Source organism: Bradyrhizobium genosp. SA-4 str. CB756, assembly GCF_000473125.1.
In the GTDB taxonomy this organism is placed as follows: Bacteria; Pseudomonadota; Alphaproteobacteria; order Rhizobiales; family Xanthobacteraceae; genus Bradyrhizobium; species Bradyrhizobium arachidis.
The window spans coordinates 2,150,216-2,168,067 of record NZ_KI421499.1; the positions used below are offsets into that span (position 1 = coordinate 2,150,216).

The 17,852-nt window shown below is 63.8% G+C and carries 14 protein-coding genes and 1 tRNA gene; 11 read left to right on the forward strand and 4 right to left on the reverse strand.

The window, feature by feature from the left end; translation table 11 throughout:
- Positions 1 to 48: 48 nt before the first annotated feature.
- Together argE and BRAGE_RS0110705 are read right to left on the reverse strand one after the other, a co-directional pair.
- Positions 49 to 1,236, reverse strand: coding sequence for an acetylornithine deacetylase (gene argE / locus BRAGE_RS0110700; protein ID WP_027564425.1), 1,188 nt, complete (start codon positions 1,234 to 1,236; stop codon positions 49 to 51).
- 1,200 nt (positions 1,237 to 2,436) lie between these two features.
- Positions 2,437 to 3,222, reverse strand: coding sequence for an SDR family NAD(P)-dependent oxidoreductase (locus BRAGE_RS0110705; RefSeq protein ID WP_027564424.1), 786 nt, complete (start codon positions 3,220 to 3,222; stop codon positions 2,437 to 2,439).
- Between the two features lie 135 nt (positions 3,223 to 3,357).
- On the opposite strand from BRAGE_RS0110705, the gene BRAGE_RS0110710 reads away from it, so the two are divergent.
- Both BRAGE_RS0110710 and BRAGE_RS0110715 read left to right on the forward strand, forming a co-directional pair.
- Complete coding sequence (locus BRAGE_RS0110710) at positions 3,358 to 4,053, forward strand: histidine phosphatase family protein (protein ID WP_027564423.1); 696 nt, start codon at positions 3,358 to 3,360, stop codon at positions 4,051 to 4,053.
- A 70-nt stretch (positions 4,054 to 4,123) separates the two neighbouring features.
- A complete protein-coding gene (locus BRAGE_RS0110715) occupies positions 4,124 to 4,891 on the forward strand; it encodes an SDR family NAD(P)-dependent oxidoreductase (protein ID WP_027564422.1) in 768 nt (255 codons plus the stop codon).
- 173 nt (positions 4,892 to 5,064) lie between these two features.
- On the opposite strand, the gene BRAGE_RS0110720 is transcribed toward BRAGE_RS0110715, so the two are convergent.
- The gene (locus BRAGE_RS0110720; protein ID WP_027564421.1) at positions 5,065 to 6,288 is read right to left on the reverse strand and encodes a serine hydrolase domain-containing protein; all 1,224 of its coding nucleotides are present in this window, start codon (positions 6,286 to 6,288) and stop codon (positions 5,065 to 5,067) included.
- A gap of 151 nt (positions 6,289 to 6,439) precedes the next feature.
- Between BRAGE_RS0110720 and BRAGE_RS0110725 the strand changes: the two genes are divergently transcribed.
- From BRAGE_RS0110725 to BRAGE_RS0110750, 6 genes are all read left to right on the forward strand, one after another.
- A tRNA-Trp gene (locus BRAGE_RS0110725) sits at positions 6,440 to 6,515 on the forward strand.
- Positions 6,516 to 6,816: 301 nt separating this feature from the next.
- Positions 6,817 to 7,008 (forward strand): preprotein translocase subunit SecE, encoded by a 192-nt coding sequence (secE, locus tag BRAGE_RS0110730; RefSeq protein ID WP_027564420.1) that lies wholly within the window; start codon positions 6,817 to 6,819, stop codon positions 7,006 to 7,008.
- Entirely contained in the window at positions 7,008 to 7,562 is a 555-nt protein-coding gene (gene nusG, locus BRAGE_RS0110735; RefSeq protein WP_027564419.1) for a transcription termination/antitermination protein NusG, read from the forward strand. The genes secE and nusG overlap by 1 nt, the downstream gene beginning before the upstream one ends.
- Before the next feature lie 132 nt (positions 7,563 to 7,694).
- Positions 7,695 to 8,123 carry a 50S ribosomal protein L11 gene (gene rplK, locus BRAGE_RS0110740; RefSeq protein WP_027564418.1) on the forward strand — a complete coding sequence of 143 codons (429 nt, stop codon included), beginning with the start codon at positions 7,695 to 7,697 and terminating at the stop codon, positions 8,121 to 8,123.
- 6 nt (positions 8,124 to 8,129) lie between these two features.
- The gene (gene rplA / locus BRAGE_RS0110745; RefSeq protein WP_035729586.1) at positions 8,130 to 8,822 is read left to right on the forward strand and encodes a 50S ribosomal protein L1; all 693 of its coding nucleotides are present in this window, start codon (positions 8,130 to 8,132) and stop codon (positions 8,820 to 8,822) included.
- Between the two features lie 90 nt (positions 8,823 to 8,912).
- Positions 8,913 to 9,863 carry a 2-hydroxyacid dehydrogenase gene (locus BRAGE_RS0110750; protein ID WP_027564416.1) on the forward strand — a complete coding sequence of 317 codons (951 nt, stop codon included), beginning with the start codon at positions 8,913 to 8,915 and terminating at the stop codon, positions 9,861 to 9,863.
- On the opposite strand, the gene BRAGE_RS0110755 is transcribed toward BRAGE_RS0110750, so the two are convergent.
- Positions 9,860 to 11,509, reverse strand: a complete 1,650-nt coding sequence (locus tag BRAGE_RS0110755) for a hypothetical protein (protein ID WP_027564415.1) — start codon at positions 11,507 to 11,509, stop codon at positions 9,860 to 9,862. The genes BRAGE_RS0110750 and BRAGE_RS0110755 overlap by 4 nt on opposite strands.
- Before the next feature lie 731 nt (positions 11,510 to 12,240).
- Between BRAGE_RS0110755 and rplJ the strand changes: the two genes are divergently transcribed.
- From rplJ to rpoB, 3 genes are all read left to right on the forward strand, one after another.
- A complete protein-coding gene (gene rplJ, locus BRAGE_RS0110760) occupies positions 12,241 to 12,759 on the forward strand; it encodes a 50S ribosomal protein L10 (RefSeq protein WP_018322254.1) in 519 nt (172 codons plus the stop codon).
- Positions 12,760 to 12,813: 54 nt separating this feature from the next.
- Entirely contained in the window at positions 12,814 to 13,191 is a 378-nt protein-coding gene (gene rplL / locus BRAGE_RS0110765; RefSeq protein ID WP_018647233.1) for a 50S ribosomal protein L7/L12, read from the forward strand.
- Positions 13,192 to 13,676: 485 nt separating this feature from the next.
- The gene (rpoB, locus tag BRAGE_RS0110770) at positions 13,677 to 17,795 is read left to right on the forward strand and encodes a DNA-directed RNA polymerase subunit beta (protein WP_027564414.1); all 4,119 of its coding nucleotides are present in this window, start codon (positions 13,677 to 13,679) and stop codon (positions 17,793 to 17,795) included.
- The last annotated feature ends 57 nt before the right edge of the window (positions 17,796 to 17,852 follow it).

Genomic DNA, 17,852 nt, shown 5'->3' on the forward strand with positions numbered 1-17,852 from the left:
TCGTGGGCACGCTTCGCTTTGCCCACCCTACGGCAGGGTCGCTTGCGGCTACCCCTTCGCACAATGCGCGATCAATCTCTCGACGAAGCCTGCGCATTTCTCCAGCTCCGCCATCTCCACGAACTCATCCGGCGTGTGTGCCTGCGCGATCGAGCCCGGGCCGATCACCACCGACGGGATATCGGCCATGCTGGCGAACAGGCTCGCCTCGGTGCCGAAGGCGACTTTGGCGTGGTCGTTGCGCCCCGCAAGGCTCTTGGCGAGCGTGACGATGCCGGCGTCGGCGGCGGTGTCGAGCGCGGGATAGTCGAGGATCTCCTCGAAATCGATGCCGCACTCGGGATTCCTCGCCTTCATCGCCGGCTCGAGCTCGGCCTTGGCCCAGGCGACGATCGCATCCGTCACCTCGCGCGACTCGGTGATGCCGATGCCGCGGCATTCGAAATCCACCGTGCAGGTGTCGGGCACGATGTTCAGCGCGGCGCCGCCATGCACGATGCTGGTGAGCAGCGTCGAATGCGGAACGTCGTAGAGGCTGTCCGACGACCGCGCGGCCGCGAGCTTCTCTGCGCGGCGGCGGATCTCGACGATCAGCTCGGCGGCATATTCGATCGCGTTGACGCCGTCGGGCGCGATCGAGGAGTGGCGGGCGAGGCCATGGAACGTGGCGCGCACGCCGTGCTTGCCCTTGTGGCCGATGATGACCTGCATGTGGGTCGGCTCGCCGATGAAGGCACCGAGCGGCCTGACCTTCTTCTTTGCCACCTCGCGCAGCATCGGCCGCACGCCGACGCAGCCGATCTCCTCGTCATAGGAGATCGCGAGATGAATCGGCGTGTTCAGTTTGGCTTCCAGCATCTCCGGCACCATGGCAAGGCACACCGCCACAAAGCCCTTCATGTCGGTGGTGCCGCGGCCAAAGAGCTTGCCGTCGCGCTCGACCAGCTTGAACGGATCGTGGCTCCAGTCCTGGCCGATAACAGGCACGACGTCGGTATGGCCGGACAGCACGAGGCCGGGGCGATCCTCCGGCCCGATCGTGACCCACAGCGAAGCCTTCTGCCCGGTCTCGTCGACAATGCGCTCGCCCTTGACGCCGAGGAAGGCGAGATAGCTCTCGATGTGGGCGATCAAAGGCAAATTGGTGCGATCGCTGATCGTGTCGAAGTCGACGAGGTCGGCGAGGAGGTGGCGGATGCGATCGGCTCTGGAGCTCGGGAAGATCGGGTTCGGCATTGTCTTTTCTTGTCGGGGATTGGAGAGGCTGAAGTTGCTTGCATGAACCATACCAACGTGAAGGTCCAATGAGCAAATCAACACGGAGGTTCCGTAGCGCGGATGGAGCCAACGGGTCGCGCGAATGCGCGCCCGATGACAGGCTCCGCGCAATCCGGGCTACAAGGCCTCGGGCTACGAGATCTTGCGTTGCCCGTCGGGCAAAACACCCAAACCATCGGTCAACGCCGCGCGCCAAAAATATTCCACTTTACCGAAATTCGGAAATCGCGTATGTGTCGCCGCAACCCGGCCCAAGGAAGAGGGGCGTATCGCGATCGTCACGAACGTGGACCGGGCGGCGGTGGGCGTGGGCCACATCGGCGCGAAAAGCTTCGCAGGGCGGGCAACCGTGAGCGAAGACCTCGCGCCTGCGACAGATGTGGTTCACGTACGGCAAAATCGTGTGGTCCTGGCGCCCGGGGTCTGTGCGCCAAGTCTTGCGGTGATGTGGCGGCCCGACCGGGCACGCGCATCAGTCATCTGCACGGCGACGGGGGCAATAGTGCATCGCTCCCCGGGGAGCGCACGACATAAGCCGTTCCAACCACTGCGCAGGGAAGGCCGGATGTTTGGCTTCACCTGTATGCCGCTGTGCAAATTCTTTGTTGCCACCTTTCGCACAGTGGACCGTGGGTGCCCGGCCGGCACCTGGTCTTCCCTGCGCCCTCTTTCAATCGAGGGTGAGGTATCGAGGCAAAGCTCGGGCGAAATGCGCCGCGAGGATGCGAAGGTGTGTCTGCAATTGAAGATCGAAATGCTAACGTTGCGGCGAGCACCACCCCGTGACCGTCACCCTGAGGTGCCGAAGCGAAGCGGAGGCCTCGAAGGGCGACAGCCCAGCTGCACCTAGGCCGTTCATCCTTCGAGGCTCGCTACGCTCGCACCTCAGGATGCCGGAATGGATACTGCCAGTGCGGAATAATTCTGGATTGCTTCGCTGCGCTCGCAATGACGATGTTGGAACAAGGTGTGGACGAAAACTCAGGTCTCGTGCCCCGGACGCAGCGCAGCGCTTCTTCAGCGGTGCGCTGCAGAGCCGGGGCCCATGCTTGTGGCACTTTGGGTCCCGGCTCTGCGGAGCGGCACCATAGCGCGTCGAAGACGCGCGTGAACGCGCTTATGGCGCCGCACCGCGTCAGGGACACGAGACTGTCCTTGTTAAACCGGCTTACCCGTATACGGCATCGACGCCGTCAGACCGCCGTCCACCGGGAATGCCTGCCCATTCACATACGAGGCCTCGTCGCTCGCCAAGAAGAGCCCCATCGCGGCGAGCTCATGCGGTTGGCCCGGACGCTTCAGCGGATTGAGCTGGCCGATCTTGTCTTGAGTCCCCCGCTCCTTGGCGCGATCGAAGATCGGCTTGGTCATGCCGGTTTCGATCAGGCCGGGGCACACCGCATTGATGCGCACGCCGGTGCCGGTGAGCGAATAGGCGGTGGTCTGCACCAGCGAGATCACGCCGGCCTTGCTCGCCGCATAGGGATGACCGCTGGCGCCGGCCTTGAGGCCCGCGACGGACGCCGTGAGCACGATCGCGCCGGACTGCTGCTTCACCATGTGCGGCATCGCGTACTTCACCGCGAGGAACGGCCCGATCAGGTTGATGCGCAAGATCTCCTGCCAGTGCTCGACGGTCTGCTCGGCAAGCGGAACGAGCCCGCCGGAGACTCCGGCATTGGCCCAGATCACGTCGAGCCTTCCATGCGTCTTCACGGCCTTGTCGATCACCGCGATGACGTCCTTTTCGGAGCCGGCATCCGCGACCATCGCTTCCGCGACACCGCCGGCCTTCTTCACCTCGTCGACGGTCTCCTTCACCGCCTCGGTGCGATCGACTGCGATCAGCCTTGCGCCTTCCTTGGTGAAGAGGAGTGCGGCGGCGCGGCCGATGCCGCTGCCGGCGCCGGTGATGATGACGGATTTGCCTTGCAGGCGGCCCATGCGCTTCTCCCTGGGTTCGTGCACGACGCTTGCCGCGCGACGGAATTTCAAACAGAATTTGAAACGGTAAAGTGTCTTGAGACACGTTCGCTACTGACGTACAGCGACATCACACGGGATGGAAGGGTTTCGATGATGTCCGGCTCCGGCAAGAAGGTCGTCACGACGCGGTGGTGGTGGGTTCGTCATGCGCCGGTGCGCAATGACGGCGGCAACATCTACGGGCAGAGCGATATCGCCTGCGACACCAGCGACACCTATGTGTTCAACGCTGTTGCCAAGGTGTTGCCACGTCACGCGGTCTGGTATTCGAGCAATCTGATGCGGACGCACCAGACCGCCGAAGCGATCTGGGCGGCGGGCTTCCCGAAGCCGGCGTCGATGAAGTGGGAGGCGGATCTCGCCGAGCAAAATCTCGGGAAATGGCAGGGCATGAACCGCGCCGAGTTCGTCGCCAGCCGCCCGGTCGGCACGAGCTGGTTCGCCGACATCAACGAGCCGGCACCCGGCGGCGAAAGTTTCATGGATCTCTACAACCGCACGCGCCGCACCATCGAGCGGATCAACAATGAGGCGGCTGGCCAGGATATCATCGCGGTCGCCCATGGCGGCACCATCAAGGCGGCGGTCGGCCTTGCGCTCGGCGACCTGCCGGAGCAAGGGCTCGCATTCGATATCGACAACGTCTCGGTGACGCGGCTCGATTATTTCGCCAGCCCCGAGCGCAGCGTCTGGCGCTTGCCGATGGTGAACCAGCAGCCGTGGATCGCGGACGATGCGCACGCGGCGATGCATCAGCCGGCGGGACCGGAAGTCAAGAAGCTCGCCTGAGACCGCTGTCCGCGCAAGCGGACGCGGCGTAGACTTCAGGCCAAATCAAATCGTACCTTGGGAGGAAAGCATGACCTTGTTCGACATGAAGGGGAAAGTCGCCGTCATCACGGGATCGACGCGCGGCATCGGGCTTGCGATCGCCGAGCGCATGGCCGAGCACGGCGCCAAGGTCGTGATCTCCTCGCGCAAGGCCGACGTCTGCGAGCAGGTCGCCAAAGACATCAACGACAAGTACGGCAAGGGCACCGCGGTCGCGATCGCCGCCAACATCTCATCGAAAGAGAATCTGCAAAACCTCGTCGACGAGAGCAACCGCGCCTTCGGCAAGATCGACGTGCTGGTCTGCAACGCCGCGTCGAATCCGTATTACGGTCCGCTCGCCGGCATCTCCGACGATCAGTTCAGAAAAATTCTCGACAACAACATCGTCGCCAACAACTGGCTGATCTCGATGGTGGTGCCGCAGATGATCGAGCGCAAGGACGGCTCGGTGATCATCGTCTCCTCGATCGGCGGCTTGAAAGGCTCGACCATCCTCGGCGCCTACGCGATCTCGAAAGCCGCAGACATGCAGCTCGCGCGCAACCTCGCTTGCGAATACGGCAAGCACAACATCCGCGTGAACTGCATCGCGCCCGGCCTGATCAAGACCGATTTCGCCAAGGCGCTGTGGGACAATCCGGAGAATTTGAAGGCCTCGACCTCGCGCTCGCCGCTGCTCCGCATCGGCATCCCCGACGAGATCGCGGGCGCCGCCGTGTTCCTGGGCTCAAAGGCCGGCGACTTCATGACCGGCCAGACCATGGTGATCGACGGCGGTGCGACGATCAGTTGACGCGATAGAGCGGGAAGGGCCACGCAGCTGACCCAACAACAGGTGTCATCGCCCGCGAAGGCGGGCGATCCAGTACTCCGCAGCGGAAATGGTGTGAACGAACTGCTGCCGCGGAGTACTGGATGCCCCGCCTTCGCGGGGCATGACAGTGAGGGTGGAGATGCGGCGCCCCTTCACTCCACCGCCGCGTAAACCAGATCGCGCACCAAGGTCCGCGTAAAATCACGCTGTCCCGGGCCCTGGCTCATGAACACCGCTAACAGATCCTCCTTCGGATCGATCCAGAAGAACGTGCCCGCAATGCCGCTCCAGAAATAGGTGCCGACGCTACCGGGGAAGGGCGCGATGCCGGCCTCGCGGCGGACGGCGAAGCCGAGGCCGAAGCCGTGGCCGGGCGAGAGCAGAGTGCCGTTGGTAACGACATCAGGCCCGAGATGATCTGATGCCATCAGCTCCAGCGTCTTGCGGCCGATGATCCTGTTGCCGTCGAGTGTGCCGCCATTGCGCAGCATCAGCGCGAAGCGGGCATAATCCATCGTGGTCGAGACCAGACCGCCGCCGCCGGATTCCATCACCGGCTGCTCGAGCATGTTGAACAGCGCGACCTTGTCGCCGGTCCAGGGATCGGATGCGAAAGCCTCGGCGAGCCTGTTGGCATTGGTCTCAGCGGTCGAGAAGCCGGTCTCGGTCATCTGAAGCGGCGCGAGGATGCGTTCGGCGAGGTACGCGCCGAGCGACTTGCCGCTGATGACTTCGATGATGCGGCCGAGGATGTCGGTGGAGCGGCTGTAGTTGAACTCGTCGCCGGGCTGACAGACGAGGGGGAAGCTCGCCACCAGCGCGGCGTGCTCGGCATTGGTGATCTTGCGGCTGCGGACGCGGGATTCCTGGTAGAGCTTGTGCACGGGGCCGTCGCCCTGGTGCTCGTAGGTCAGGCCCGAGGTGTGGCGAAGCAGATCCTGCACCGTCATCGGCCGCCGGGCCGGAACCAGTTCCAGCTTGCCACCGCTGACGACGGCGACCTTCTGATCGGCGAACTCCGGGATGAACTTGGCAACGGGATCGCCGAGCAGCAGATGGCCGTCCTCGACCAGCGCCATGATGCCGACCGAGACGATCGGCTTGGTCATCGAGAAGATGCGGAAGATCGAATCAAGCGCCATCGGCGCGGACCCCGCCGGACTCTGCTTGCCGAGCGCCTCGAACCAGCCGACCTGGCCGCCCCTCGCCACCAGCACAGTCACGCCGGGCACGGTTCCCTTGTCGATCTCGCGCTTGAACGCATCCGACATCGCCTGGAGACGGGGCCGCGACAGGCCCAGCGTCTCGGGCTTGGCCTCGGGCAGAGGCGGGGTTTTCGGCGCGGTCGAGGGGCGGGCGGCGGCAGTCGCGGTCATGGTCACTCCCGGGGGACATTATTATCGGGAACGGACTGTGACCCAGAAGGCGCGGCACAAACAAGCGAAGCCAGCGCGCTTCACCCTTGCAAACCAGCCGCCCCCTGTGCTTGAAAGCGCCCCTGATCCGCGTGGCGACGCGAGGGTCCGTAGGAGTGTAGCTCAATTGGTAGAGCACCGGTCTCCAAAACCGGGGGTCGCAGGTTCGAGCCCTGCCACTCCTGCCAGTCCATCCAGCCAATCAGGATAGAGGCAGGTCGGGTAACCCATTGATCCGGATCAGGTCCGCGCGCGGTTGCCGCGGGCATCCGGGCTCGGCCACACCTTGACCTTTGGCCCCATCCGCAGTATCTACCCGGCACTCGCAGCCGGCCCGTTGAGATGCGGATATCCGGCGCGGCTTTAAATCCCCGAACAATCGAGCCCGGTTTCCGGCTCATCCTTCGCGACAGAGGGCTGGGCCAACGGCGGCTGTTCGGGTCCCCGAAATTCATGCGCGTCTGGCGACGGACGTTGGACATTCAAGCGATGGCAGTCAGCCCGTTCAAGTTCTTGCAGGAAGTGCGCTCGGAGACCGCCAAGGTCACCTGGCCGACCCGTCGTGAGACCACGATCACCACCATCATGGTGTTCGTGATGGTCGCCGTGGCTTCGGTCTTCTTCTTCGCCGCCGACCAGATCATCCGCTATCTCATCACCTTCCTCTTGGGCATTCACTGATGGCAACAGCAACCGCTCAATTGACCGACAAGCGCTGGTACATCGTCCACGCCTATTCGAACTTCGAGAAGAAGGTCGCCGAATCGATCCGCGAGCAGGCCAAGCAGCGCGGGCTCGAGGAGCTGTTCGAGCTGGTGCTGGTTCCGACCGAGAAGGTCACGGAAGTGCGCCGCGGCCGCAAGATCGACGCCGAGCGCAAGTTCTTCCCGGGCTACGTGCTGGTGAAGATGAAGCTGACCGACGAGGCGTTTCATCTGATCAAGAACACCCCGAAGGTCACGGGCTTCCTCGGCGCGGAAAACAAGCCGATGCCGATCTCGGAAGCCGAGGCCATGCGCATCCTGCACCAGGTGCAGGAGGGCGTGGAACGGCCGAAGGCGTCGGTGTCGTTCGAGATCGGCGAGAACGTGCGCGTGGCCGACGGCCCGTTCGCCTCGTTCTCGGGTGTGGTCGAGGAAATCGACGAGGCGCGCTCGCGCGTGAAGGTCGCAGTGTCGATCTTCGGCCGCGCAACGCCGGTCGAACTGGAATTCGGTCAGGTCGAGAAGGTCTGATCGGGTAGCGCGCAAAGCCGTAAGGTCTTGCGCAAAGAGAGGCCGTGGGAGGGAGAGGGCGGTTGCCAGCCGCATCCGACCCAGACCACGAACCTGAAACCGCCGGCCTAGCCGGCACAACAGGAGTGATACATGGCAAAGAAAGTGACCGGATACCTGAAGCTTCAGGTCCCGGCCGGTGCGGCGAATCCTTCGCCCCCGATCGGTCCCGCGCTCGGTCAGCGCGGTCTCAACATCATGGAGTTCTGCAAGGCGTTCAACGCCCAGACCCAGAAGGAAGAGAAGAACACCCCGATCCCGGTGATCATCACCATCTATGCGGACCGTTCCTTCACCTTCGAGATGAAGACGCCGCCGGTGTCCTACTTCCTCAAGCAGGCCGCCAAGATCCAGTCCGGCTCGAAGGCGCCGGGCCGTGACAAGGCCGGCAAGGTGACCAAGGCGCAGGTGCGCGAGATCGCCGAGAAGAAGATGAAGGACTTGAATTGCGACACCATCGAATCGGCCATGAAGATGGTCGAGGGCTCCGCCCGTTCGATGGGTCTGGAAGTTGCGGGGTAAGCGGTCATGGCAATCGGAAAGCGTTTGAACAAAGCCCGCGAAGGCATTGACCGCGAAAAGCTTTACCCGCTCGCGGACGCCATCAAGATGGTCAAGGAGCGCGCGAAAGCGAAGTTCGACGAGACCATCGAGGTTTCGATCAATCTCGGCGTCGATCCGCGTCACGCCGACCAGATGGTCCGCGGCGTCGTGACCCTGCCGAACGGCACCGGCCGTACGCTCCGCGTCGGTGTGTTCGCCCGCGGCGCCAAGGCCGATGAAGCCAAGGCCGCCGGTGCCGACGTCGTCGGCGCCGAGGATCTGGTCGAGAAGGTGCAGAACGGCTCGATCGATTTCGACCGCTGCATCGCCACCCCGGACATGATGCCGCTGGTCGGCCGTCTCGGTAAGGTGCTCGGCCCGCGCGGCCTGATGCCGAACCCGAAGATCGGCACCGTGACCATGGACGTCACCGGTGCGGTGAAGGGTGCCAAGGGCGGCTCGGTCGAGTTCCGTGTCGAGAAGGCCGGCATCCTGCAGGCCGGCGTCGGCAAGGCCTCGTTCTCCGAGGAGAAGCTGGTCGAGAACATCAAGGCTCTGGCCGATGCTGTCTCGAAGGCGAAGCCGGCCGGCTCCAAGGGCACCTACATCCAGCGCGTTGCGGTGTCCTCGACGATGGGCCCGGGCGTGAAGGTCGAGCCGGGCACTATTCTCGGCTGAGGTTTGGAAATTGCATGAGGCGAGGGGCGGAATTGGGCAACCGATTCCGCCCCTTTCGTTTGTCTGCGGGATTCACCGGAAACAAGAACAATGGCTGACAAGGTCCTGATCTATTCGCGCTTTCCGAAGACGATGATGGCGCGCTTCGCCGAGCAGTTCGAGCTGCTCGACACCGGTGGCAAGCCGGCGCACGAGGTGTTTCCGGCCGACGAGCTCGGCGGCATCCGTGCGATGCTGACCGCTGGCGGCTCGCCGCTTGGCGCGGAGGCGATGGACCTGTTTCCGAAGCTCGGCGCCATCGTCTGCTACGGTACCGGCTATGACGGTGTCGATCTGAAGGCGGCAGCTAGCCGCAACATCGCGGTCGGTCACAGCCCGGGCGCCAATGCCGCCTCGGTCGCCGACATCGCGATGACCCTGATGCTGGCGACGACGCGGCGGATCTTGGTGGCCGACCAATATGTCCGCAGCGGCGACTGGGCCGCGTCAAAACAGTCGCCGATGATGCGGCCGCAGGCCGGCATGCCCGGCCGCCGCATCGGCGTCTATGGCATGGGCGAGATCGGCCGCAAGATCGCCGCGCGCTGCGCCGCCTTCGAGAGCGAGGTCGGTTATTTCAGCCGCACCCAATACGATCTGCCGTATCAGTATTTCCCGTCGCTGGAGGCGCTGGCCGACTGGTGCAGCGTGCTGATGATCGCGGTCCGGGCAGGGGCCGAGACCCAGCACGTCGTCAACGCCGATATCCTGAAGCGCCTCGGCGCGGATGGCTATGTCGTCAATATTTCCCGCGGCTCTGTCATCGACGAGAAGGCCCTGGTCGCGGCGCTCACCGACAAGACCATCGCCGGCGCCGGCCTCGACGTCTTCGAGAAGGAACCGCACGCCCCCGACGCGCTGACCGCGCTGCCCAACGTCGTGTTCGCCCCGCATATCGGCGGCCATACCCTGGACTCGCACGTCGCCATGCAGAACTGCGTGCTGGCGAACCTCACCGCATTCTTCGCGGGCAAGCCGCTGCCTTACGCGGTCAAGACCTAGCTGGCGCGATCGAGGCGGAATCTCTCCTGGAGATCGCGCCTGAGCTTGTCGTCTTTCACCGCCGCGATGCGGGCCGCGGCGCGTTCGCGCAGCATCCGGGTCGTAACCGTCGCGTTCGGCTCATGCGGGCTGCGATGCCAGCCGGTCGCGATCAGGAACTGTTCGAGCATCGCATCAGGAACGCGATCGAGCTGGTCGGCGTAGAATTCGCGCTGCTCGTCATTGCCCAGAAAGTAGACGCGCTTGAACGCCAGCGCGCGGCTGCTGAATGCGTCGCTGGAATCGTCCCGGATCAAGCCAAAGCGCTGGCGCTGCTCGGCAGCATATTGATCCGATCCGAAGGCGGCCTTGGCCGCGAGCCGCAGCGCCAGCTCATATTGCCAGGTCTTCAGGTCGCGTCGTTCCTCAAAGACGAGCAGCGCCTGATCCGGGATGCCGGGGAATTTCGCGGCATCCCAGTGGAACGGCAGCTCGGCGCGATTGTAGTCGAAGCCTATGGCCGGGTCCTTCATGCGCGCCACGATCAGGTCGATGAACTGGCGCTGCCGGCCGGGATCAAGCTTGAACCAGAATTTCTGGATCGATTGATAGGCGGGGCTGTGGCTGCTCGACAGTTCGATGAAGGAGGCCATCATGCGGAGCAGCTCGTCATTGACGCCGCCCTTGGCCTGCACGGCCAGCGCGATGTCGAGGGCGGCGGTGCGGGTGGGGCCCTTGGAAATCTCGACCGCGCGGCGGATCAGCTCGGCGATGCTGACGTCGGGTGTCTTCGGCGGTGCAGCCCAGTCGATGCCGTAGGCCGCGGCCGCGAGGTCCTCGGCGGTGAAGGTGGGACCGCCGATCCAGACCATCTGCGATGGACCGCCCGCGAATCCCGACCACACCGACACGGTCGGATCGGGTGCGTTCGGCCTCCCGAATAGCGGGGCGTAGCTGCGCACGACGCGCCGGCCGGAGTGCCAGGTCGCCGCGACGCGCTCCTCGCCGTTCTGCCGGACATTGAGCGTGCCGACGGTGCAGCAACCGACCATGGGATAGTAGGGCCTGGGCTGCATCCTAACTACGAGCCCGTCGGGAATGCTGTCGATCGTCGTTGTCTTCAGGCATTCGCCGATCCGGCCGGCGCGTTGCAGCAGTTCGGACCGGCGGAGCTCCTCAGCGGTGCAATCCTTGGCCGCGGCAAGCTCGGTCATCTGGATCGGTCCGATATGGCCTTTCTCGTCATCGGCGGCATGGACATAGCGATCGACCAGATGATCGGCCAGCAGCGAGACCTGTCCGCAGCAGCCCCGGACCCCGCGGGTGACCAGGGTGACGGTGCGGATGTCCTTCAGTTCCGCCGGTATGGTCCGGACGGCAAGGGACGGATCGGTCTCCGCCTCGGCCTTGTAGCGGTCCACGACGGAGACGCCGAACCAGGCCGCGAAGAACAGCAGCGGCGCCGCGACGAGCCCGGGATGTCTTCGGGTCGCGCCAAAAGCCATCATTCCGACGATGACGGCCAACCAGAGGACGTTGAGGCCGCCAGCGACATCCCGCACGAGGAAGAAGAAGACCAGCGCGATGATCGGCCAGCTTGCCAGCACCCAATAGGCCGCCGCGAGGATCGCCAGTCCGAGGAGCAGGGTGACGGTGTGCCGGATCATTGATCCCTGTCGATTTGCGCTTCAGAGGGAACTTGGAGGAGAAGAGGGTGCGAAGCTCAACCCATAGCTGAGAAGCCTTGCCTGATCCGTAAGGCGTGCATTCCGATGCGGCATTGTGCGAAAAGACTTCGCTAACCCTCGGCGGGACCACGCCTTTGGCGCGGGGTTCCAGTCCCACCGGCATCGGATCGGAACTGGTGCGAATTTTGCTCTTGGCAAGCCGGCAGAGAGCGGTTAAAGAACCGCTTCCGGACGTGCCGGCCTCGGCTGGCGCGTTCGTGCACGCATTCCGAAAACCCGACACGGCAGGAGCTCATTCCTTTTCAGGACGTCCGCGAGGATTTGCCCGAAAAGGAAGGAAAGACTGTCGGCCGGAAGGGATGCGGGCAGAGGTCGGGCGGTTCGCCGGCTGACCTTGTCCTGTCCAAGACTGCAGGCGCCCGCGGGGAATTTCGATTTCTCAACGGCTTAATCGCATGGCCTGCATAGACGGGTGAAGACCGGATTTCACTTCGCACTCAGCTTTAAGGGCTGGCTTTGCGAAACGGGTCTGGTTCGGACCTCGACACGCCGTGGACCTCTAAGGGGTTCCCGGAGGGCAGGCTTTGAATTGTCGTCTTGCCCGGCGCGTCCGAAGGGTTTTGGCCCGGAGGTTCAGGTTTGGGCGGGACGATGGGTGCAACCCGGCGGTCCCGCTTTTCGCGATGACCGCCAACCGGAGAGAGCTTGCTGTGGAACGAGCGGCAAAAAAGGAAGCGGTCGAACAGCTCAATGAGGTCTTCAAGACCACGAGCGTCGCGGTCGTTGCTCAATATTCCGGCCTCACCGTCGCCCAGATGCAGAAGCTGCGCCAGCAGATGAAGCAGGCGGGCGCTGCGGTGAAGGTCTCGAAGAACCGTCTCGCCAAAATTGCTCTTGAAGGCACTGACGTCGTTGCCATCGGCCCCATGCTGAAGGGGCCGACCGTGATCGCCACCTCGAACGATCCGGTAGCGGCGCCAAAGGTCGCCATTGAATTCGCCAAGGCGAACGAAAAGTTCGTCATCGTCGGCGGATCGATGGGGAAGACCGTCCTGAATGTCGACGGCGTGAAGGCACTTGCCTCGCTGCCGTCGCTTGATGAACTGCGCGGCAAGATCGTCGGCCTGCTTGTGGCCCCGGCGACCAAGCTGGCTCAGCTCGCCAACGCGCCCGCGGGCAAACTCGCGCGCGTCATCCAGGCTCATGCCTCAAAGGGCGAAGCGGCCTGACGCCCTTCGCAAAACTCAAACCCGAACCAGACATACACGTAAGGAAACTGAACAATGGCTGACTTGCAGAAGATCGTTGACGACCTCTCGAGCCTCACCGTGCTCGAAGCCGCTGAACTGGCGAAGCTCCTCGAAGAGAAGTGGGGCGTTTCGGCTGCCGCGGCTGTCGCCGTGGCCGGCCCGGCTGGTGGTGGCGCTGCCGCCGCTCCGGCGGAAGAGAAGACCGAGTTCACGGTCGTTCTCGCCTCTGCCGGCGAGAAGAAGATCGAGGTCATCAAGGAAGTCCGCGCCATCACCGGTCTCGGCCTCAAGGAAGCAAAGGACCTCGTCGAGGGTGCTCCGAAGCCGCTGAAGGAAGGCGTGAACAAGGAAGAAGCCGAGAAGATCAAGGCCCAGATCGAGAAGGCTGGCGCCAAGGTCGAGCTCAAGTAAGCACGGCTTACTGGTACGGGATCCCGGGCGAGCATCGGCTCAGCCCGGGATCTTGGTCCACCCTCCAAGGGGGCGGGCCGGATGCAAAAGGCGTGCGACGGAACGCCCCGACGTAGGCCGAACACGAAAAAGTGTGGGGATTTGCGGGTTTAACCCTCGAATCTACACTATTGTCGCCCCATATCGGGTCGACAGCACGAAAGCGCGGTGGGCAGGGAGGCCGGATTTCCCTGTAAGCCGTTGGGAGAGCAGGCTATTTCGGGCTTTTGCAGTCCGTGAAGACGATCGTTGTGACGGGCGGGCGCGCAGCAGCGCCCCGCGCGTCGTTTTGCGTTTTGAAGGTCTGAAGAACAGATTCAGGACATTCCCGCCTGAAACTGAGTTTCCGACCCCCCAAAACGGGTTCGAAAAATTCAACCCGGGAAGCGGTGGCAGCCGCGTTCCGGACGGCGCGCCCAGAGCGGGCGACGAAATGAGAGGCCACGATGGCGCAGCAGACATTCACCGGTCGCAAACGCGTTCGCAAGTTCTTCGGACACATCAAGGAAGTCGCCGAGATGCCGAACCTCATCGAGGTTCAGAAGGCGTCCTATGACCAGTTCCTGATGGTCGATGAACCCACTGGCGGCCGCCTCGACGAGGGTCTGCAGGCGGTGTTCCGCTCGGTGTTCCCGATCTCCGACTTCTCGGGCACCTCGATGCTGGAATTCGTCCGCTACGAGTTCGAGCAGCCGAAATACGACGTCGACGAGTGCCGCCAGCGCGGCATGACCTTCGCGGCTCCCCTCAAGGTGACGCTGCGCCTCATCGTGTTCGATATCGACGAGGAAACCGGTGCGAAGTCGGTCAAGGACATCAAGGAGCAGGACGTCTACATGGGCGACATCCCGCTCATGACGATGAACGGCACCTTCATCGTCAACGGCACCGAGCGCGTCATCGTCTCGCAGATGCACCGTTCGCCCGGCGTGTTCTTCGACCACGACAAGGGCAAGACCCATTCCTCGGGCAAGCTGCTGTTCGCCGCCCGCGTGATCCCGTATCGCGGCTCCTGGCTCGACATCGAGTTCGACGCCAAGGACATCGTCTATGCGCGTATCGACCGTCGCCGCAAGATTCCGGTGACGTCGCTGATGTTCGCCCTCGGCCTCGACGGCGAAGCGATCCTGTCCACGTTCTACAAGAAGATTCTCTACAAGCGGACCAAGGAAGGCTGGCGCGTTCCGTTCGACGCCAACCGTTTCCGCGGCTACTCGACCGTCAACGACCTGATCGACGCCGACACCGGCAAGGTCGTGCTCGAGGCCGGCAAGAAGCTCACCGTCCGTGCCGCCCGCCAGCTCCAGGAGAAGGGGCTGAAGGCGCTGCGCATGGCCGATGAGGAGCTGGTCGGCAACTACGTCGCCGAGGACCTCGTCAACCCGAAGACGGGTGAGATCCACGCCGAAGCCGGTGAGGAAATCACCGACAAGCTGATGAAGGCGCTCAACGAGCAGGGCTACAAGGAGCTGCCGCTGCTCGACATCGACCACGTCAATGTCGGCCCCTACATCCGCAACACGCTCTCGGCCGACAAGAACATGACGCGCGAGGACGCGCTGTTCGACATCTACCGCGTGATGCGTCCGGGCGAGCCGCCGACGCTGGAATCGGCGCAGGCCATGTTCCAGTCGCTGTTCTTCGACGCCGAGCGTTACGACCTTTCCGCCGTCGGCCGCGTCAAGATGAACATGCGCCTCGACCTCGATGCGCCCGACACCCAGCGCACGCTGCGCAAGGAAGACATCCTCTCGGTCATCAAGACTCTGGTGGACCTGCGCGACGGCAAGGGCGAGATCGACGACATCGACCATCTCGGCAACCGCCGTGTGCGCTCGGTCGGCGAGCTCATGGAGAACCAATACCGCATCGGCCTCCTGCGTATGGAGCGCGCGATCAAGGAGCGCATGTCCTCGGTCGACATCGACACGGTCATGCCGCAGGACCTGATCAACGCGAAGCCCGCGGCTGCCGCCGTGCGCGAGTTCTTCGGCTCTTCGCAGCTCTCGCAGTTCATGGACCAGACCAACCCGCTCTCGGAGATCACCCACAAGCGTCGTCTCTCGGCGCTTGGACCGGGCGGTCTGACCCGCGAGCGCGCCGGCTTCGAAGTCCGCGACGTGCATCCGACCCATTACGGCCGTATCTGCCCGATCGAGACGCCGGAAGGTCCGAACATCGGCCTGATCAACTCGCTCGCGACCTTCGCGCGCGTGAACAAGTACGGCTTCGTGGAGACGCCTTACCGCAAGGTCAAGGACGGCCGCGTCACCGACGAGGTCGTGTACCTCTCGGCGATGGAAGAGGGCCGCTACACGGTCGCGCAGGCGAACGTGCCGCTCGACCCGAAGGGCCGCTTCACCGAAGACCTCGTGGTCTGCCGTCACGCCGGCGAAGTTCTGCCGGTGACGCCGGACAAGGTCGACTACATGGACGTGTCGCCGAAGCAGCTCGTCTCCGTCGCCGCGGCGCTGATCCCGTTCCTCGAGAACGACGACGCCAACCGCGCGCTGATGGGCTCGAACATGCAGCGCCAGGCGGTGCCGCTGGTTCGCGCCGAGGCGCCGTTCGTCGGCACCGGCATGGAAGGCGTGGTTGCCCGTGACTCGGGTGCCGCGATCGCGGCGCGCCGTTCCGGCGTGATCGACCAGATCGACGCGACCCGCGTCGTCATTCGCGCCACGGAAGATCTCGATCCGACCAAGTCGGGCGTCGATATCTACCGTCTGATGAAGTACCAGCGCTCCAACCAGTCGACCTGCATCAACCAGCGTCCGCTGGTGAAGGTCGGCGACATCGTCAAGAAGGGCGACATCATCGCCGACGGTCCGTCGACCGATCTCGGCGAGCTCGCGCTCGGCCGGAACGTGCTCGTCGCGTTCATGCCGTGGAACGGCTACAACTTCGAAGACTCGATCCTGCTCTCCGAGCGGATCGTGAAGGAAGACGTCTTCACCTCGATCCACATCGAGGAGTTCGAGGTGATGGCCCGCGACACCAAGCTCGGACCTGAGGAAATCACCCGCGACATTCCGAACGTCTCGGAAGAAGCGCTGAAGAACCTCGACGAAGCTGGTATCGTCTACATCGGCGCGGAAGTGCGTGCCGGCGACATCCTGGTCGGCAAGATCACGCCGAAGGGCGAAAGCCCGATGACGCCGGAAGAGAAGCTCCTGCGCGCCATCTTCGGCGAGAAGGCCTCCGACGTTCGCGACACCTCGCTGCGCGTTCCTCCGGGCGTGCAGGGCACGATCGTGGAAGTGCGCGTGTTCAACCGTCACGGCGTCGACAAGGACGAGCGTGCGCTGGCGATCGAGCGGGAAGAGATCGAGCGTCTGGCCAAGGACCGCGACGACGAGCAGGCGATCCTGGACCGCAACGTCTACAACCGTCTTGCCGAGCTCCTCGAGGGGCGGCAGGGCATTGCCGGTCCGAAGGGCTTCAAGAAGGACACCAAGATCACCCGTGCGGTGCTCGAGGAGTACCCGAAGTCGCAGTGGTGGCTGTTCGCTTCGCCGAACGACAAGCTGATGGCCGAGATCGAGGCCATGCGGAAGCAGTACGACGAGTCGAAGAAGGGGCTTGAACAGCGCTTCCTCGACAAGGTCGAGAAGCTCCAGCGCGGCGACGAATTGCCGCCCGGCGTGATGAAGATGGTCAAGGTCTTCGTCGCGGTGAAGCGCAAGATCCAGCCCGGCGACAAGATGGCCGGCCGCCACGGCAACAAGGGCGTGGTGTCGAAGATCGTGCCGATCGAGGACATGCCGTTCCTCGAAGACGGTACGCACGCCGACATCGTGCTCAACCCGCTGGGCGTGCCCTCGCGCATGAACGTCGGACAGATCCTCGAGACCCATCTCGGCTGGGCCTGCGCCGGCCTCGGCAAGCGTATCGGCCAGACGGTCGATGCCTATTTGTCGAAGCAGGACATCAAGCCGCTGAAGGAAACCTTGAAGAAGGTCTACGGCGAGGACGAGACCATCAAGACGCTCAACGACAACGAGCTGCTTGAGCTCGGCCACAACCTCAGCCGCGGCGTGCCGATCGCAACCCCGGTGTTCGACGGCGCCAAGGAAGCCGACATCGAGGAGATGCTGAAGCTGGCTGGTCTGGACGCTTCGGGTCAGTCGACCGTCTATGACGGCCGCACCGGCGATGCGTTCGATCGCAAGGTGACGGTGGGCTACATCTACATGCTCAAGCTGCACCATCTGGTCGACGACAAGATCCATGCGCGTTCGATCGGTCCGTACTCGCTCGTCACCCAGCAGCCGCTGGGCGGCAAGGCGCAGTTCGGTGGCCAGCGCTTTGGCGAAATGGAGGTGTGGGCGCTCGAGGCTTACGGCGCGGCGTACACGCTCCAGGAGATGCTGACGGTGAAGTCGGACGACGTCGCCGGACGCACCAAGGTGTACGAGGCGATCGTGCGCGGCGACGACACGTTCGAGGCCGGTATTCCGGAATCGTTCAACGTGCTGGTCAAGGAAATGCGCTCGCTCGGCCTCAACGTCGACCTGCACAACTCCAAGATGGGACCGGCGCCGACGTCGGAAGCGGCCGAGTAATTCGACCTTTCATGCCCGGCCTTCGACGGCCGGGCATCGGCGCCCGGCCTGAGGCCT

Excerpts from the sequence above, each read along its gene's own strand:
- argE (WP_027564425.1), bottom strand. The coding sequence starts at position 1,236 with ATGCCGAACCCGATCTTCCCGAGCTCCAGAGCCGATCGCATCCGCCAC.
- BRAGE_RS0110705 (WP_027564424.1), bottom strand. The coding sequence starts at position 3,222 with ATGGGCCGCCTGCAAGGCAAATCCGTCATCATCACCGGCGCCGGCAGC.
- BRAGE_RS0110710 (WP_027564423.1), top strand. The coding sequence starts at position 3,358 with ATGTCCGGCTCCGGCAAGAAGGTCGTCACGACGCGGTGGTGGTGGGTT.
- BRAGE_RS0110715 (WP_027564422.1), top strand. The coding sequence starts at position 4,124 with ATGACCTTGTTCGACATGAAGGGGAAAGTCGCCGTCATCACGGGATCG.
- BRAGE_RS0110720 (WP_027564421.1), bottom strand. The coding sequence starts at position 6,288 with ATGACCGCGACTGCCGCCGCCCGCCCCTCGACCGCGCCGAAAACCCCG.
- secE (WP_027564420.1), top strand. The coding sequence starts at position 6,817 with ATGGCAGTCAGCCCGTTCAAGTTCTTGCAGGAAGTGCGCTCGGAGACC.
- nusG (WP_027564419.1), top strand. The coding sequence starts at position 7,008 with ATGGCAACAGCAACCGCTCAATTGACCGACAAGCGCTGGTACATCGTC.
- rplK (WP_027564418.1), top strand. The coding sequence starts at position 7,695 with ATGGCAAAGAAAGTGACCGGATACCTGAAGCTTCAGGTCCCGGCCGGT.
- rplA (WP_035729586.1), top strand. The coding sequence starts at position 8,130 with ATGGCAATCGGAAAGCGTTTGAACAAAGCCCGCGAAGGCATTGACCGC.
- BRAGE_RS0110750 (WP_027564416.1), top strand. The coding sequence starts at position 8,913 with ATGGCTGACAAGGTCCTGATCTATTCGCGCTTTCCGAAGACGATGATG.
- BRAGE_RS0110755 (WP_027564415.1), bottom strand. The coding sequence starts at position 11,509 with ATGATCCGGCACACCGTCACCCTGCTCCTCGGACTGGCGATCCTCGCG.
- rplL (WP_018647233.1), top strand. The coding sequence starts at position 12,814 with ATGGCTGACTTGCAGAAGATCGTTGACGACCTCTCGAGCCTCACCGTG.
- rpoB (WP_027564414.1), top strand. The coding sequence starts at position 13,677 with ATGGCGCAGCAGACATTCACCGGTCGCAAACGCGTTCGCAAGTTCTTC.